The 15,886-nt window shown below is 47.4% G+C and carries 20 protein-coding genes and 2 pseudogenes; 11 read left to right on the top strand and 11 right to left on the bottom strand.

Annotation, left to right across the window (positions count from 1 at the left end):
* Nucleotides 1–583: 583 nt before the first annotated feature.
* On the bottom strand, nt 584–886 hold the full coding sequence (locus tag LN737_RS33070) for a response regulator (RefSeq protein WP_231780216.1): 303 nt from the start codon (nt 884–886) through the stop codon (nt 584–586).
* 92 nt (nt 887–978) lie between these two features.
* Here LN737_RS33070 and LN737_RS33065 point away from each other — a divergent pair, with 92 nt between their 5' ends.
* From LN737_RS33065 to LN737_RS33050, 4 genes are all read left to right on the top strand, one after another.
* A complete protein-coding gene (locus LN737_RS33065; protein WP_231780215.1) occupies nt 979–1,410 on the top strand; it encodes a response regulator in 432 nt (143 codons plus the stop codon).
* Nucleotides 1,411–1,599: 189 nt separating this feature from the next.
* Complete coding sequence (locus tag LN737_RS33060; RefSeq protein WP_231780214.1) at nt 1,600–2,031, top strand: ester cyclase; 432 nt, start codon at nt 1,600–1,602, stop codon at nt 2,029–2,031.
* A 323-nt stretch (nt 2,032–2,354) separates the two neighbouring features.
* The gene (locus tag LN737_RS33055) at nt 2,355–2,960 is read left to right on the top strand and encodes a PepSY domain-containing protein (RefSeq protein ID WP_231780213.1); all 606 of its coding nucleotides are present in this window, start codon (nt 2,355–2,357) and stop codon (nt 2,958–2,960) included.
* 16 nt (nt 2,961–2,976) lie between these two features.
* Nucleotides 2,977–3,612 (top strand): hypothetical protein, encoded by a 636-nt coding sequence (locus tag LN737_RS33050; RefSeq protein WP_231780212.1) that lies wholly within the window; start codon nt 2,977–2,979, stop codon nt 3,610–3,612.
* Between the two features lie 95 nt (nt 3,613–3,707).
* Here the strand turns inward: LN737_RS33050 and LN737_RS33045 are convergent.
* The 5 genes and pseudogenes from LN737_RS33045 to LN737_RS33025 form a co-directional block, all read right to left on the bottom strand.
* Nucleotides 3,708–4,079 (bottom strand): annotated as a pseudogene (locus LN737_RS33045) (limonene-1,2-epoxide hydrolase family protein); the annotation flags it as partial.
* Nucleotides 4,080–4,292: 213 nt separating this feature from the next.
* On the bottom strand, nt 4,293–5,165 hold the full coding sequence (locus LN737_RS33040) for an AraC family transcriptional regulator (protein ID WP_231780210.1): 873 nt from the start codon (nt 5,163–5,165) through the stop codon (nt 4,293–4,295).
* Nucleotides 5,166–6,424: 1,259 nt separating this feature from the next.
* A complete protein-coding gene (locus LN737_RS33035; protein ID WP_255709222.1) occupies nt 6,425–6,931 on the bottom strand; it encodes an IS3 family transposase in 507 nt (168 codons plus the stop codon).
* 21 nt (nt 6,932–6,952) lie between these two features.
* On the bottom strand, nt 6,953–7,219 hold the full coding sequence (locus LN737_RS33030) for an IS3 family transposase (RefSeq protein ID WP_231780458.1): 267 nt from the start codon (nt 7,217–7,219) through the stop codon (nt 6,953–6,955).
* Nucleotides 7,220–7,433: 214 nt separating this feature from the next.
* Entirely contained in the window at nt 7,434–7,616 is a 183-nt protein-coding gene (locus LN737_RS33025) for a transposase (protein ID WP_405520763.1), read from the bottom strand.
* Nucleotides 7,617–7,675: 59 nt separating this feature from the next.
* Here LN737_RS33025 and LN737_RS33020 point away from each other — a divergent pair.
* From LN737_RS33020 to LN737_RS33010, 3 genes and pseudogenes are all read left to right on the top strand, one after another.
* Nucleotides 7,676–8,182: pseudogene (locus tag LN737_RS33020) on the top strand (replication initiation protein); the annotation flags it as partial.
* 6 nt (nt 8,183–8,188) lie between these two features.
* Nucleotides 8,189–8,647, top strand: coding sequence for a hypothetical protein (locus LN737_RS33015; protein WP_370636607.1), 459 nt, complete (start codon nt 8,189–8,191; stop codon nt 8,645–8,647).
* Between the two features lie 141 nt (nt 8,648–8,788).
* Nucleotides 8,789–9,007, top strand: a complete 219-nt coding sequence (locus LN737_RS33010) for a hypothetical protein (RefSeq protein WP_405520761.1) — start codon at nt 8,789–8,791, stop codon at nt 9,005–9,007.
* A 57-nt stretch (nt 9,008–9,064) separates the two neighbouring features.
* Here LN737_RS33010 and LN737_RS33005 read toward each other — a convergent pair whose 3' ends face one another.
* From LN737_RS33005 to LN737_RS32990, 4 genes are all read right to left on the bottom strand, one after another.
* Nucleotides 9,065–9,253: a hypothetical protein gene (locus LN737_RS33005; protein WP_231780208.1), complete on the bottom strand. Its 189-nt coding sequence runs from the start codon at nt 9,251–9,253 to the stop codon at nt 9,065–9,067.
* A gap of 5 nt (nt 9,254–9,258) precedes the next feature.
* Nucleotides 9,259–9,573: a hypothetical protein gene (locus tag LN737_RS33000; RefSeq protein ID WP_231780207.1), complete on the bottom strand. Its 315-nt coding sequence runs from the start codon at nt 9,571–9,573 to the stop codon at nt 9,259–9,261.
* Between the two features lie 215 nt (nt 9,574–9,788).
* Nucleotides 9,789–10,715, bottom strand: a complete 927-nt coding sequence (locus LN737_RS32995) for a hypothetical protein (protein WP_231780206.1) — start codon at nt 10,713–10,715, stop codon at nt 9,789–9,791.
* A 552-nt stretch (nt 10,716–11,267) separates the two neighbouring features.
* The gene (locus LN737_RS32990; protein ID WP_231780205.1) at nt 11,268–11,438 is read right to left on the bottom strand and encodes a hypothetical protein; all 171 of its coding nucleotides are present in this window, start codon (nt 11,436–11,438) and stop codon (nt 11,268–11,270) included.
* Nucleotides 11,439–11,642: 204 nt separating this feature from the next.
* Between LN737_RS32990 and LN737_RS32985 the strand changes: the two genes are divergently transcribed.
* The 4 genes from LN737_RS32985 to LN737_RS32970 all read left to right on the top strand — a co-directional run bounded on the left by LN737_RS32985 (nt 11,643) and on the right by LN737_RS32970 (nt 14,201).
* Nucleotides 11,643–12,191: a hypothetical protein gene (locus LN737_RS32985; protein WP_231780204.1), complete on the top strand. Its 549-nt coding sequence runs from the start codon at nt 11,643–11,645 to the stop codon at nt 12,189–12,191.
* Between the two features lie 129 nt (nt 12,192–12,320).
* Nucleotides 12,321–12,818 carry a hypothetical protein gene (locus LN737_RS32980; RefSeq protein ID WP_231780203.1) on the top strand — a complete coding sequence of 166 codons (498 nt, stop codon included), beginning with the start codon at nt 12,321–12,323 and terminating at the stop codon, nt 12,816–12,818.
* Between the two features lie 68 nt (nt 12,819–12,886).
* Nucleotides 12,887–13,087 (top strand): hypothetical protein, encoded by a 201-nt coding sequence (locus LN737_RS32975; protein ID WP_231780202.1) that lies wholly within the window; start codon nt 12,887–12,889, stop codon nt 13,085–13,087.
* A 70-nt stretch (nt 13,088–13,157) separates the two neighbouring features.
* The gene (locus LN737_RS32970) at nt 13,158–14,201 is read left to right on the top strand and encodes a YhcG family protein (RefSeq protein WP_231780201.1); all 1,044 of its coding nucleotides are present in this window, start codon (nt 13,158–13,160) and stop codon (nt 14,199–14,201) included.
* A 218-nt stretch (nt 14,202–14,419) separates the two neighbouring features.
* Here the strand turns inward: LN737_RS32970 and LN737_RS32965 are convergent, their stop codons facing one another.
* The gene (locus tag LN737_RS32965) at nt 14,420–15,862 is read right to left on the bottom strand and encodes a family 43 glycosylhydrolase (protein WP_231780200.1); all 1,443 of its coding nucleotides are present in this window, start codon (nt 15,860–15,862) and stop codon (nt 14,420–14,422) included.
* Nucleotides 15,863–15,886 lie beyond the last annotated feature (24 nt).

Genomic DNA, 15,886 nt, shown 5'->3' with positions numbered 1-15,886 from the left:
CCCCTGGTTAGATTGAACAAGTAATGTAGTTACCATAAGACATCCGAGCCAGGGTAGCTTTACTCGTGTTTATTTCCCTACCTCACCCTCTGATAGGGGTACAGAAGCGTTACCTGACTTTGGGTCCGTTTCGCAACGGCAAAGCGAAGGCTGCGTTGAGGATTGGTCAAGTGATACCCCCTAGACGCAGCTTGAAGTCGACTAGATTGCACCGTATGTAGCCTCGAAGTAGGGAATGTTAGTGGACACACAGCGTACATCGATGCTTCTGCGTAAAGCCGCTTTAGCGAAGTTGGTCCATGTAACTCCCTATGTCTCTTTTGAGGGAGCCTATTTTGAGATAAGCACTTACCGTCTTCTTATTTAGAAGCTATTTTACTAGTCCGTAGTTTACTTCCCAAAGTTTGTATTATAGCTCAAGGGGCACCAGGTTACTCAGGGAAGATCAGTTAAGTCCAGGATCGACAGTGGGTAAGGTGGCTGTTCCGTGCCAGTAATCTTTCAGGGCCTTTACGTACTGCTGCCAGCCACTCAAATCCCCTGGTTTTTGAGTGTACGCTACCGCTCCCTCCTGATAAGACCGTTATACCTTTAGACGTTCAGTCTGCACACTAAGCATGATGATTGGTACCCGGCCTTGTAAGCGATGATTCAACTCGGGTAACATATCCAGGCCATTTTTTGCCTCCTTCAAATCAATATCTAACAGGATGAGCTGGGGTAATTCAGTCACTTGTTGATCCAGATAGTGGTAAGTTTCAGCCACGGATCGGGTGTTGACAAACTGGGCTTGAGGAAACGCTTTTTGGGCAATCCGAGTGAGAATATCGCAGATGGGTGGCTCCTCGTCCACCACTAAAATTGTAAACCGGTCTACTATATCCATGGTGTACTAATACTTACTAGTTGGTAGGCTACCCAGGGAGTATAAACTAAAACGGAACACTTTAGTTTTACTAAAGCGTAAAACTGCCTGAAATGCCCCACAAACAGACGATTCTTTTAGTAGATGATGAAAAGGCGATTGCGGATATCCTGAACCGAGCGGCTGCGGCGGTATTTCCTGCCGCTGAGTTTATTCATATTGATAGTTTCAATGAAGCGGTTGAGTATTTTCTAGGCCTGAAGGGAAAAGGTCCCCGGTTGATCCTGCTGGATTATAATCTGCACTCCTCAATGACAGGCCTGGATTTTTTGCACTTAGTGCGCCATCATCCTCATGGCCGTTTAGTGCCCGTGGTTATACTATCGAGCAATCCAAGTGAACGGTTAGTTAAAGAAGCGTTGCTGTTTGGAGCCAGTGCCGTTACGGCGAAACCCTTTAGTTTTGCGGACTGGAAAGCCTATGTGGGGCAATTACGCAGCTATTGGTTTGATATAGCGACAATTCCTAGCCTTCATTTTTGTTAAGGATTAGGTTTTTACTTTCTAGGATTGTACAACGGGTTGTGTCCCTTGATAAGCTCCGTCAAAAAAGAAGCTCGCTAACGCTTCGTCATCTCATTTTTTGGAGGGTTTTAGGATATGAGCAACGCATGAGTATTTATCCTGTAGTTTTGTTCCTTGGTTAGCCGATTTATTCCAATACTGCCCATCCATATGCCTACTCACAGTCAGCTTAACAAACAAATCGTCCGACGTTTTAATCAAGAGGTAATTGCCGAAGGTAATTTGGCCAGCTTTCAGGAGTTGATGGACGAGCAGTTTATCAATCATTCTGCTCCACCAGGGGCTGATAATGGTCCCCAAGGTATGATTCACACCTTCAATCATATTCTTCGTCCGGCTCTGGCTGACATGAAAGTTATTATTCATAAGCAAGTTGCTGAAGACGATTTAGTGACCACCCGCAAAACCATTACAGGAACCCATACGGGAACCTTGATGGGTATACCGCCAACTGATCGGCCAGTAAGTATCGACGTAATTGACATAGTACGATTGCGAAACGGAAAATACATTGAACACTGGGGTATCAATACCTTACCCGTTGTTTTACAACAGTTGGCAAAAAAATTGAGCGAATTGTGAGAATTTATGGGTTACAGGAAACTAACCGTGAATGACCGTTGCAGACCTGCCACTGTATTCGCTGGCTGCGCAACGCTTAGCGTAATCTGATTGGACCGAGTGCAGTCGAAAACGGCTGAGGTTTACGACGCTCTAACTACGATAAGGCAACTTTCTTGATAAGCTAAACCAGTCGTGTACCGTGCTGGCTTTTGCGGGTAAGTCCTAGTAGAATTTACGAGTGAATTTCTTCTCCCAGCATAACCCTATTTGTCGCTGCTTCCTGACGGGCTATGACGGCCTGTATTAGGAGGTACAGAGGGTAGGCGTGTTTTGCTTAGTCAATGAAACAATATTATCCCCTTATCCGGGCCCTGCACTTATTTACAGGCCTGTTTATTAGCCCCTTTGTCATCATTTTTTGCCTTAGCGTGCTGGCCTTTAATCATGTAAAGCTTCTCAATAGCCTGATGCCCGTCAAGCTTCTGCCCATTGAACGCACTAAACTGGACCGCATTCCCAGGGATACCTCCGACTTATTGACCGCCAAAGCCATTATCCAAAAGCTTGGTATTACGGGAGAAATTGATTTCATATCCAGCAACGACAACCATATCTCGTTCCCCGTCATAAAACCAGGGCTGCGAACCAAGATTGACGTCGATACCCGGACCGATAGCGTAACCATTACCCGGCAAGAGGAAGGGTGGGTAAGGGCCACCAGTTATTTACACTCGATGCCGGGCCAGCATAATGCCCGATTGCGAGGCAATTCTGTATTCTTAACGATTTGGAAAGTGATGGCTGATAGTGTGGTCTACCTGCTGTTGTGGCTGACGGTCAGTGGCGTTTTGCTGTGGTGGTGTTTGAAAGTAGAACGGCCTATAGGTATTACCGCTATCGTACTGGGTGTCCTGTTGTTTTCAGGCCTACTACTGCTCATTTTCTAACACTTCTTGTGCCCTTATGCCTACCCCTTCCCTTGTCCGCTCAGCCACGTATTGGAATCGCAAATTGCACATCCATGTCGGGCTATTCTTACTGCTTTTCATCTGGTTGTTTGCTTTCTCGGGTTTACTCTTGAATCATGGTTCCTGGAAGTTTGCCTCTTTCTGGGAAGAACGAAACCAGACAACCAGCCAAACCCACATTCAGGTGCCGCCTAATCTGGATAGTAGTCAGGTCATGGGTCATGTGGTGCAGCAGCTTGGTATTGCCGGAGAGGTGAGTGACGTAGCGATGACACCGGATAGCGTGGATTTTCGGGTCACCGTACCCGGCCATGGTCGGAGCTTACACGTTGATTTTAGGAAAGGTATTTGTACCCAGAAAGAGTTCACGTTCAATGTATGGGGGAAACTCCGAACCCTGCATACCTTCAATGGCGTCGGCCGAGGCAACGCGCCCTCATCGCCGAACTGGTGGGTCACCTATACCTGGCTGGTGGCGATGGATGGCATTGCCTTATGTCTTCTGTTCTTATGCCTCAGTAGCTGGGTGATGTGGTACAAAGTACGTCGGCAGTATGGGTGGGGCATCGTTGCGTTAGGGCTAGGTTTGTCAGGAGCTGTTTATTTTGTCTTATTACTAAAACTATGGTAATTTTTCCTGGTTTCCGTCCCCGGTCATCTTAATTCAAACCAGCTTTTACTGAGAACATTTGCAGAACAGCAGCGTAGGGGGGGTGCTAGCGCAAACTACGCGAGTGAGTGCATGAGCTGCTCATACTGTTGAGCCGCGCTGGCCGAGTCGAAATAGTCCCGCCAGACGGTGATAGCGCCCTCCTCAATGGTAAGCGTTCCCATTACCGGTACTGTGAGAATGGTGCCGTTAGCGTGCATGAAGTTATCGATTCGCTCGTTAAGAACGACATTGCCGACGGCGGCAAGATGAACGATTTCCCAGTTCGCTTGCAAGGTAGTACCTATGCCAGCATCATATTGATGCTTACGGACAGCCTCCTGACCGATAAGGTCGGGGACGGGAAAATTGTGGTAAATGACATCGGGCGAGAGCATGGCGAGTGCGTCTTCCACGCGATTGGCCTGCCAATGGGCGAAGAAGGTTTCTGCGACTTCGAGGGGGTATGGGACATGGGGCGTTTGCTTTTGGTAAGGGGGTGGTTAATATTCGTGAGTTGTACTGATTCCCTTACTGTTTTACAAAGCTACGTGCACGATTTGTCTGAATCGTGACATTTATGAGGATAGAAATGTCACTTTACGTGCTTGTGAGAATTTATTCCCTATAGTAACAACAGAAGTTATAAACCCCTATACAAATCAACGTTGATCACGAAACTGTTTTGGCGTCATTCCTACATATTTTCGGAAGAGTCGAACGAAATAGCTGGGGGCATCAAATTTCAATTCATCGCTTATCTGAGCAACCGATAAACTTGTATAGCTAAGTAAATTTTTTGCTTCCTGAATAATTTTAGTAAGAATGTACTTTTTTGATGTAAAGCCTAAAACCTCTTTGGTAATTCTATTGAGATAATTGGGCGTTATGCTAAGTTTATCGGCGTAAAATTGCACCTCATGTTCATATAGATAGTGCTCGTCCACAAGCTTTATAAAGGCAGATAGGTACCTATTGGTTGATTGTTCAGTTATTGAATCGACATTCGTCTCAATTCGCACTTCCTTGGCCCGTTCAAGGAGCCCCAAGATTAAATAAACCAGTGCACGAAGCACATGTTCATTGCTATCGATGCCTAATTGAATTTCAGTCTCGACTTGATTTAAACAATCTAGGATCTTACTAAATAGTTGCTCACCCGGCCTAAGTACTGCAAAAGAGCGGTCATTTTGCAAATATTTAATCTTTTTTAGAAGCCCTTTATCATTGAAGAACGAGAGAAGAAACTCTTCTTCGAAAAGTAAAGCATAGCCTTGTATCGCTGTTTGTCTTGGCCAACTCCATACCTCTCCTGGGATTGAACAGATCACATCACCAGGTTGAACAGATAATCTGTTCTGATTTAAACTAATTTTTTCCCTGCCTTCCGTTATAAAAGCAATATCATAATATGTAAGTCTGTGCGTAGGCGCTACCTCAATGTATTTGTTAATGTCTGAAATAGCGACAAGATCGACCAATAACTCTTTGCCGTATTTTTCCTTGAAAAAATGATACCGTTGTATTGACTCCATCGATATAATTGTAAGTAGGCAAATTGCGGCAAAATTGGCAAAATATGTGTCCAGTTTCTAGGTGGATAGGTTAATTCAAAAACCTAGGGCACCAACATTCTGGCAAAGCTTCCCATCAACTGAACTAAGTACTTAATTTACTAGTCTAAAAAAACGGATCGACTTGTAAATGGCTAACACATTTTAGGAACTCTTGTTGTCTCACAAGACGCCCGTTTCAACGCGATAGCATTTATATGCTGATACAAGTGTTCTGCTGAGATGCCAGCCGTCTCAAATAGTCATCTCATCAATCAGCGTCTCAGTTTCAGTGATCAGTTGAGTTAACGATACACTGAATTCTTGTTACATGGACTTTTTGATGGCAAGTGACGGATCGTGGTCGAGCCAGGCCACCGCTTCAATGATGGATGTTCCGATCCAGAAGCGGGTGATGCGGTCCATCTGTCCGTAGCCAATCCGGATTCGTTCGTACTGGGGGCAGCTGGTTTTTAAGAATTACCTTCTCTGGCAACCCATGGGTAGGCGTTAGGTGGGTAACGATAGGTTCCCGGATAACTAATCGCGGGCAGGACGGTTACCGGTGGACTGAATCTTGCGCGGTTGTGCCGCTGGAGGAAGACCGCCAGCGACAGGGCCTTGTCTTTATTTGATCTAAAGCCTTAGTAGCCATTTAGTTGTCCTCCTTAATGTGGACAAAAAACTAGTGAGTGTCCACGTAATTGTTAATCAATCACTGTGGCTCATCAGAGGGATAAGCCAATCAGCCTGTTAATTAGCTACTTATAGGATCTTCAATTAAGTCAAAAAATGAACTATCGATTTACCGATTTATATTTATCTAAACTGCTGTTATTCAACAATTTAGCCTCCAACTATGGACAAAATCTTAGTGACGCGGGGCTAATCAGCTTATTTGAGGTGATTTTTTTTGCTTTCCCGGCAATTTTGGGACCTTTTTGGGGACTTTCTCATTTTTTTACCCCTATAAACCCTACTATCAAACTACTTTGTGAATCATTTAATTTTTTTCTTTTGATATTTTAATGCTTTTATAACGCGTTGATAATCATTAGCTTACACCCTTAATTTTCGCTTAACTATAGACAAAATCTTCGTCAAATCTATCCACAAAGTAAGATTAACTAGTGACAAAATCTTCGTCTTGCCCGTTAAACTATGGACAAAATCTTAGCGAACTAACGACGTGTCCATTTGACTTTCACAATGTGGATAACCTATCTTTGAGGTGGTCCGATTTAGCGGCACACTGAACTTGTCAGATTTGTAAAATACTGATTCTCGAATTGTTCAGGGCATTGATAGCCCAGCGATGAATGCTTCCGGGCTCGGTTATAATAGATCTCAATATAATCGAAGATTTCTGTTTGTGCATCTTCCACATTCAGAAACGCTCCGCCTTCCAGTAACTCCGCCTTTAGGCGGCTCCACAATGACTCGGCAAAGGCGTTGTCATAAGGATCGTCGGCTCGGCTCATGCTGGGCCTAATGTACCACAATCGAATCAACTCTTTCAGGTCGGCCGACACATACTGCCCACCTCGGTCTGAGTGAGTAACCAAACCTGGGTCGGGCTGACGCATCTTTAAGGCACGGCGTAACGGAACTACAACTAGTTCATCTTTCATTGTTTCGCCCACTTGCCAGCCTACTACTTTGCGTGAGTATAAATCCATCCAGGCAGCTAGATAAGCCCACTCGCCATTACTGAGCGGCAAATAAGTAATGTCACTGACCCAGACCAAATTAGGCCCTTGAGGTAAAGGCTAATTTAAGAGCAAATTGGGCCAGTAGCCTTTGCCATGCGTGCTATCTGTCGTGCGTGGCACAAAAGACTTAGGTTGAATAGCCTGTAAACCAGTTTGTTTCATAAACTTTCTTACCTGATGACGCCCTACTACGTACCCTTGTTCTTTTAGTTCAGCCGTAATTCTTCTACTACCATACCGTCGTTTATGCTGAACAAAAACTTGCTCTACTAGCTGCTGCTTATTGGTCTGCTCTTGAGTGAGTTGGTAGCTATCGCCCCGCACGTACCGATAGTACGCTGTCCGACTTACCTCCAAAACGGAGCAGAGTGTTTCAATCGCAAACTCATCAGCTAAACATCGGACTAGGTCATAGTGCCATTTCAAGTCTGCTGGCTGACGATGCTTTAAGCTTTTTTTAAGATCTCGCGCTCCACTTCCAGTTGCTGAACTCGCTGCTGTAAACGCTGATTCTCAAGCCGTACATCCGTCGAATGGCCTAATAAAAACTGTTTTTCTTCCCCTTCGTCCGCTGCTTCCATTTATAGATGAGGGCTTCACTAATACCCAGTGCCTGAGCCACATAAGATACACTTTGGCCATTAGTAACCATTTTTAGTTCATCGGCCTTGAAGATGGCGTCATATTTACGCCGTTTGAGAGGTTGGTTTTTAGGCTGCATGGTCTTGCAAGTTAAGCAAGTTAACTGTGCCGATTTATTGGACCATCTCACTTTGGTCCATGAAACAAAAGTCATTACCTAGCAATCAGTTAACCCTGCTCTCTCTGTCGCATATCAGTCGGGAAAACGAGATTCTGTTTCAAGCAAATGCGCTCACGAGTGCTTACTATGACATGAGTGCGTTGCAAAAGAATATTCTATACCTGGTGCAGTCTCAGCTCAAAAAGGATGATTCCGATACTCGTCGGTATGTAGTCCGGGTAAAGGATTTGATGTAGATCTGCGTAAGGATTGACCAATCTTTACGCAGATCTACAGAGATCTACAGAGATCTACAGAGAGCTACAGAGGGCATGATGCAAAAGATCATGAATATCCCAGTAAATGGTAAACTTTTGCAGGTAGCCCCCTACTCCTCAGTGCTATACGACTTCGGTGAAGGTACGATGACTTTTGAATTATCCCCTGGTTTAAGGCCTTTTTTATTCAACCTTGAGGGGGGACGATTTACAACCTTCGAAGAGGAACCCGCCGTAAACCTGAGCAGTAAATATGCGAAACGCATTTACGAGATGGTATCGCAATGGAAAAAAGCAGGGGTTATGCGCATATCCATTATTGAACTGAAGACTCGGCTACGGCTCTATGATCCCGTAACCGGTGAAGAGAAGTACGTGGTATGGGGTGATTTCAATAAACGGGTATTACAGGTGGCTACTAGGGAAATCAATGCGTGTTCGGACTTACACCTGAAAATGTTTACTCACAAAGATAGTCGGGCGATTAGCGAAATTCGATTCGTTATTAAGGTGAAACAGACGGTGCCTGTTCAGGAACAACCGACACCATCGGAATTGCATAAGCGCTTATTGGTTGATTTCAAGCACCGGGAAGATCAGATTAAGTTTATTCTGGATCGGTATGCAGCCGAAGTGATTCATCAGAAGCTGTATGATATCACGATTCACAACAACACCAAGAAAATCACGAATATCGGAGCTTATACGGCTAAGGTCTTCGGGGTCCAGTAAAAGGTGGGGCAGCGGCCGACCGTCCCAACTGTGTTAACTACCCCTGAGATCGAGCTCAAAAATGTTTCTCGAAAATTCATAATAAGGGAGCCTATACGGCGCGGATATTTGGCGTTCAGTGAGCAGCCTTGAGTCTTTTCAGTGACTGGCCTGCGCGATGGTCAGCGTCGTCAGATCAATCTGTACATCGGTTTGAATATCAGCGACAACGCTGGCAAGATCGACGTAGGTGGGCCGCTCGGACCTATGGTTTTAAGTCGCCACCAACGAGTACACGGCCGTCTGGCGGTGATAAAGGGCTCCGTTCTGGGGGAAACTCTCCGGGGAAGCGGGCGGCTGGTGGGTAGTATACACAGCTAATCGTTTCTTCTCAGAAGGCCCATCCTCCCCCGGAAAGTTCCCCTGTCTGCTCCCGCGCTAGGGGTTTTGCGGGCCTTTGGCGGCCCGCTGACAGGCCATACGGTCCGAAGCGAACTGCCGCTGCAGCCGGCTGTATTGGCCCAGGTAGGTGGCGTACTGATTCAGCTGGCTTTCGGTCAGCCGCTGGCCTTCAAGCCGCAGGGCCGTCAGGCGGTGGATGGCCAGATCAGTCAGCAACTGTTGCATAACCGTCAGCAAGCTGGCGTAGTGGGCGTCGAGCTGCTGGTTCCAGGTCTGAAAATCCTCGGGTGCTCCGGGGGTGGGGTGAGCAGCAGGTTCCACTCGGCTTCCCTGGCCAGCAACTCGCCGGCCAGGGGCGTGCCGTCGATGCCTTCGATGGGCAGGATCAGGCTGCGGCCTTCATCGACCAGCAGGGCACTGGTCAGCGTCCAGTGCTGCTGCACCAGCCGGTTTAGTTCTTCGAAGGCAGATTCAAAGTCCTTCACCCAGCTATGGGCACTGGCTATGTCGGTATCTTCAAACCGGGCGTCGACGATGAGCCTCATTAACCGTTAGGGATTGGTCCAATCCGGTCAAATATAGGAACAAATGATCATCGATCACCGGTTTGGGCAGGAAGTTAGCCAACGGTCTGATTTAAGCGCTACGGCTCGTATGAAGGGGCGGATGTCCCTTTTATCATCTATGGGGGTGATCGTTTACCAGCGGGGCTAAAAATGGCACAAAATGGCCGATGCTGGTTCGTTCATCCCCGCTGACCTTATGCATTCGGAAATAACGGCAGCTGGCGGGGGCCTTCCGGCTCCGGACTAGCTGGCTCTGGACTGGAGGGCTCCGGACCCCCAGGCTGGCCTGGCCTGGATTGGCCCGGCTCCTGGGGGTCCTCCGGCGGAAGGGGAGCTGCCGACCCTTTGGGCCGGATATAAACCATTTCCTTGCCGAAATTAATGGGCGCTTTGTCGGTGAAATTGGCCAGGTAGGCATGGATGGTTTTGTGCTGGTAGGGAGCGGGCTTAACCATCTGGTCCATATCGAGAAACACCACGTTGTAGCGGGTCTGAGCCTGGGTCTGATTGAAATCAACCTGGGTTTTGATCAGGTGGGCAGTTTCGTTGGTGTAGTGGGGCCGTCCCTTTTTGTCTTCAGTCTGGTATTTGAAGTTGATGGTGTGGTAGAGGTAGTAGCGTTCGTAGTTGGAAATGGCCACCTCAAAGTCGGCCGGTGCGGCAGCGTAATGGTGCCACTGCTGGAGCCGGCTCTGGAGGTGCTGGAGCTGCTGGCTGGCCTGTTCCAGCTGGAATCGGGAGCGGCCGGGCCGGCTGATCTGCTGGTGCAGGGTTTGCTGGTCTTCCAGCAGCTGGTCGATGACGGCGCGGATGGCGCTTTTCTGAGTGGTGGTGGAGATTTTGTCGGCTTTTTTGATTTTGTAGCGGTGGGTCAGAAACAGGGTGATTCGGACGGCGGGCTTGTCGAAATTGATAAGTTTGATGGTCCGGCAGAGAAAATCGCTCCAGGGTTTGAAGGAGGCCATATGCTCCTGGCTAATGAAGAGCATGATGGAGTCCTGGGGCAGGGCTCCCTGGATGTTCCAGTTTTCGTAATCGACGGGCAGGGCGGGTGTGATTAGCAAATGGTCGAGCAGGGCGTTGGCCCGCTGCTGGTAGGAGAGTGGTATGTTGGGTTCCATGTGGGTGATTGATACGGTCTGTTGGGATGCTAAATAACTGCATATACTGTTAACATTCAAATGTAACCGTATTAACCAATGTTTTGGTAATTTTTTGACCCCTTGATTTTTTATTGACTTATCCTGCCGGCCACAGGCCGCTTTCGGCTTATCCACATTTTTTTCTTTCGACGCCATTTCCGTCTTTTTATACGATTTATCTTTTTTTATAATCTATAATAGACTGAATAGATAATACAGGCCCAAAAACGGCTTCGTAAGCCACTGATTACTAATACGTTGTAACGACTATTTTTCTAGTTCGACTACAAATTCGCTGGACAAAACTACAAATTCGCTGGCTAGTTATCCACAATTGGAAATCCCTCTGCGCCGGCCGGTTTAAGGACATAACCGGGGAAAAATGGGGAAATTTGCGCGCCAAAAGGGGCACATTTTTGAGTATCAATTTTATAAAACGAACCGATTATCAAGGCGTACAGGCCGTAATTACTAGCCCAAAGGCGGCTAAACGGGGCTGATTTTTGACGAGTAAACGGAATAAAATATCCCCTACCAACCCCGGTTTACGGCTGGTAAATGGGAAAAATTCCGGACCATGGGCTTATCAATTGTGCGGAATTTTTCCCATTTATTACCCTTTATTTCCCATTTACTGATAAAATCACCACCGGCCATGAATGGCGCTGCTACAAATTCGCTGGCTGTTTCTTTCGATTGCACACGCTGTTCACACTGTTGGTTAGAGCACGCCGGCCCCCTTTCTTTTGAGAGATCAAACCTCGTTTTTCGCCCAGGACCCGTCGCTTAACGCCCCCCAGCGGTCGGTTTACGTTCGTCTCAGTGTACACATTTTCGTGAAATGTATTTACTATATACCCTTTTTTCGTATCTTTAGGCTCGTTCAACCCGTAACTGACCTGTCTGATGACCATTGCCTTTTATCTGGATCAAGCCCGCAAAAAAAACCTGTACTGCCGCCTGAGCGACGGCTCCGCGCAAATTGCCTTTCCCTTAGGCTATACCGTCGAGGCGGACCGGTGGGATCGGGACTGGCAGGAAACGACGCCGGAGGACCCCCATTTTCTGACCCTGGGTAGCTTTCGCAGCTACCTCGACCGGCGCTACCACGAGCTATGCGGGCTGGCCGTACCCGTCGCTACGGTCCTGGCCACCCTTAAACACGAGGCCCAGACCTGGATAGCCACCAGCGGCCTGGACGGCATCGCCCAGGCGCTCTTCGATGATCAAAACAGTTCCCGGCAACTGCCGGCCTATACGGCCTTTCTGCGGGCATTTGAAGCCTATTCCGGCCATTCCCCTGCGGACTATACCGCCCATCCCAAAGGCTCCCTGGTAGGCTTTAGAACCCGCGACGGCTTTGAATTCGACCTGGATACCTACGCCGGTCTGTCGGGCCGGCTGGCCGACTGGTTTGAGCAGCGGGACCTCGAAGCGATCGGTATACAGACATAATACAGTAGGGCATGAAGTTTATAATCTACTACTTGCCTGATTATCATAAATCTATACAATACTCAATGATTTACCATAATTTCGGAGCGTTAGGCTACCTGATCCGCTTGACGACATTGCCGCGCTGCCATGAAACACGAAATTAGTTACATCACCACCGACCTTCAACTTCGGGCACCTCTTGATTTAGCACCACTTGCTGACGAATTGGTTCAACGAGGATTACTGCTGCATTTTGTAGGGCCCTGGCAGAATGGCTCGTGTTCTGCCCGATTCGCGTCAGCCGCGCCATCTTCAGAGCCAAACCCTGATATCGCTGTGATGCTTACCGCCATTGAAGCCCTCTACGAGCCATCCCGAAATCTATGGGTAGCCTGCACCAGCCGCGATTTCGACATCGGCTATGACTGCGGTGATGGGCCCAGCTCGTTGATGCAGCATCTCTCACCTGCGACCCTCGTCCGAATGGCCGCCATCGGTGCAGGCCTTACAATCACGATCTATCCAGTATTGGAAACCGACGCTGTTGAAGCAGCGATTGCTATTTTGAAAAAGATAATTGGATCAGAAGGCGTAGGGGTAAAGCCAATGGGTATGGCATTCATCACACGGATTCATCGTCACTAAAGAAAAACCAAGCAGCCGTTAAAGTAACATTATATGGCAAAAAGGAGTCGGTTTACGTCCATTGCCTGATGCAACTGAGTATGGAAGGAGAATGGGCGGTAAAAGAAATCGTAAAAAAGAAGTACGCGCAGCGTCCTGTACCCTTAAGTCCGAAGCGTCCACCGAATAGGGTATACATTCACGATGATTTCGAACCGTTGGGCGTATTCATGCAGGATGGTGTTGGGCATTACGAAGGACCCTATTCTATTCGATTGCCAGTTGTCTAGAATACCCTTATTTGATTCTTTACTTTTGTTGAAGGCAAGGTGTCTTCTCTAATGCCCCATTATTCATTTTATGAATCCAATAGTACCTAACTCTGATCCGCTGCTTAATGATTTACGTAGTCTCATTGCTCAGTCACGTCAACAGATCGCTGCGGTTATTAATGCTGAAATTACTCTCCTATATTGGGCTATCGGGAAACGAATCAATGAGGAAATATTAAATCAAGGTCGAGCTGAATACGGTAAACAGACGATTCGTCGACTTAGCGAGCAGTTGATTGCCGAATTCGGCCGAGGATTTAGCATTGCCAATTTGACTAATGCCGTTGAACTAGCCCGATTATATCCCGATCCTCAGATTGTTCAGACAGTGTCTGAACAATTCAGTTGGTCTCATTTCGTCACTTTTGTAACGATCAAAGATGAATTAAAACGAGACTTTTACATGCAAATGGCTCGGTTGGAGCGGTGGAGCGTTCGTAGGCTCCAGAAGAAGCTGGACGGTATGCTTTATGAACGTACAGCGATTTCTCGGCTACCCGAAGAGACAATTCGACTAGAGTTAACCCAGCTACAGAACGATAATCAACTCTCACCAGACTTAGTTTTTCGAGATCCCTATGTACTTGACTTTCTAGGGTTAGAGAATAACTACTCTGAACAGGAACTGGAAGATGCTATTTTGTCAGAGCTACAAAAATTTATTATCGAGTTAGGAAGTGACTTTGCCTTTATGGCTAGGCAAAAGCGCATTGTTATTGACGGAGAAGATCACCGAATTGACTTATTGTTCTATCATCGTCGATTACGGAGACTCGTTGCTATAGACCTAAAGCTAGGTCGCTTCAAGGCGGCATATAAAGGTCAAATGGAACTCTATCTGGGGTGGTTGAAACAGTATGAAATGCTAGAAGGCGAAGCTTCGCCGATTGGTCTAATTTTGTGCGCCGAGAAAACACGAGAGCACATTGAACTGATGCAATTGGACAAAGGCGACATACGAGTGGCGGAATATCTAACCCATCAATTACCAACCACTGTATTAGAGCAAAAATTACATCTAGCTATTGAACAAGCTCGTCAGCGATTAGACTTTCCGAAAGATGAGGAGTAGAATCAATCAATAGAAAACATTGACTAATAGCAGAGAGCAAACGACTACTAAAGCAGTTAGAATGACAAAATTCGTTCAGAAAAAGCTTGAAGCGAGTCAAAACCCTGAACTACAAAACTGAACGGGTTTTTTGAACGCAAAAAGGGCCGTTTCTTGTCCCTTCCCTCCTACCCGACCACCGTTCAAGAAAACGTCGGTTAATTTCTGGATAATACAACTTAGGGAGTCCTAAAATTCCATTTACAATTATCGCTGTTGAAATCAAATTCGGCCAGGGTCGGTGTGCTATCTCCGGAAGACACCAGCGCTACCTTCTTGCCTGAATTGGGAACTACCTTAGGCATGATTCGGTAGGTACCATCCGTCAATTGATCGATGCGCCATAACTGGTCAGGGGTGCCGGTAAAGGCCGGTACAGTGATTACTTCGGCATCGGCAGTGGCCGCTAGGGCCCGATCGGTTCCTGCCAGTACAATTTTATAATAGGGGCCACCTAAATAACCGGTGCTATCAGGCGCATCGGTAATCGTCCATTGTTGATGGGGACGGGACATGTAATCGCCTATTCGCAACTGAATAGGGCCGGTTGGCCAGTTTTTCAGTACATCGGCTAATTGCTGAGCCGGAACGGGCTTTATTGGGTCATTGTTAGGCTGGCCAAACCCCCGTGGGCCAACGGCCATTCTGGTAAAATCAACGGCCAACTCTAAGCTATACCCTCTACGTACGGATTCGATTTCATACGTGCCTTCTTTAAACTTTTCGCCGGCCACAGGCCAGCCATCTTTCCAAACCACCGGCAGGATGCCCAATACGCTTCGACCACCCTGCTCTAAATCAGCTTCGTAATGGAGGGACATTTTTTCAACACCTTTCTCCAGAATGAGGTGGCCAAAATGTCCGGGACCGATTAATCCTCCACGGGTAGCCACCACCATCTTACCGCCCCCTTCCAACATGCTTCTGCCTACGTTATCAAGGTAAGGGCCGGTTATTTTTTGGGACCGACCAACCACCACATTGTAAGTCGAGTTGGCGCCATCGCAACAACTCCCATGCGTAGCCAGCAGGTAGTACCAACCGTCGCGATAAACTAACGTGCTGGCTTCACACACAATGGCGACATCGACGGGTTTATTGCCTACCTTGAGCCCTCCGGTTTTGGGGTCTAATTCGATCAAGCGAGTGAAGCCAAAATAAGTGCCGTAGGTTAGCCAAAGGCGTCCGGTAGTGGGATCTAGCATGGCACCGGGATCAATAGCGTCGTTCTCTTCGTAGCCATCCGAGGTAGCTACGACCACCGGTTCAGAGTACTTAAAATCAGAGGATTTTGGGTCCAGCGTCTTGTTCCACATGGTCAAAATAGCGCCTTTATGGTTCGGTGAACCGCCAGTTGCTCCATAGATGACCAGGTAACGATCTCCTAGTTTGATAACATCTGGAGCCGCTCCACCGCCTGGTCTCACTCCGCCACCCTGCCATGTCCAGCCATCGTTGGAAATTAATCCGCCACCACCCGTGCCGAATGTGTAATATTTGCCATCACATTCAGTGACGGTCGAGGGATCATGGATAAAGGGTCTTCCGACTTGGGCTAATAGGGTCTGTGTGATCAATAAGGCGAATAAAGTTGTCAGGCCAGATACGTTCATTGGTTTCATTTGAGAGCTTTTTGTGGCGTAAAC

Origin of the sequence: Spirosoma sp. KNUC1025, assembly GCF_045160025.1 — a bacterium.
Taxonomy (GTDB): Bacteria; Bacteroidota; Bacteroidia; order Cytophagales; family Spirosomataceae; genus Spirosoma.
Note: the sequence above shows the minus strand (reverse complement) of the source record. Positions and strands in the feature narration are given on the sequence as shown.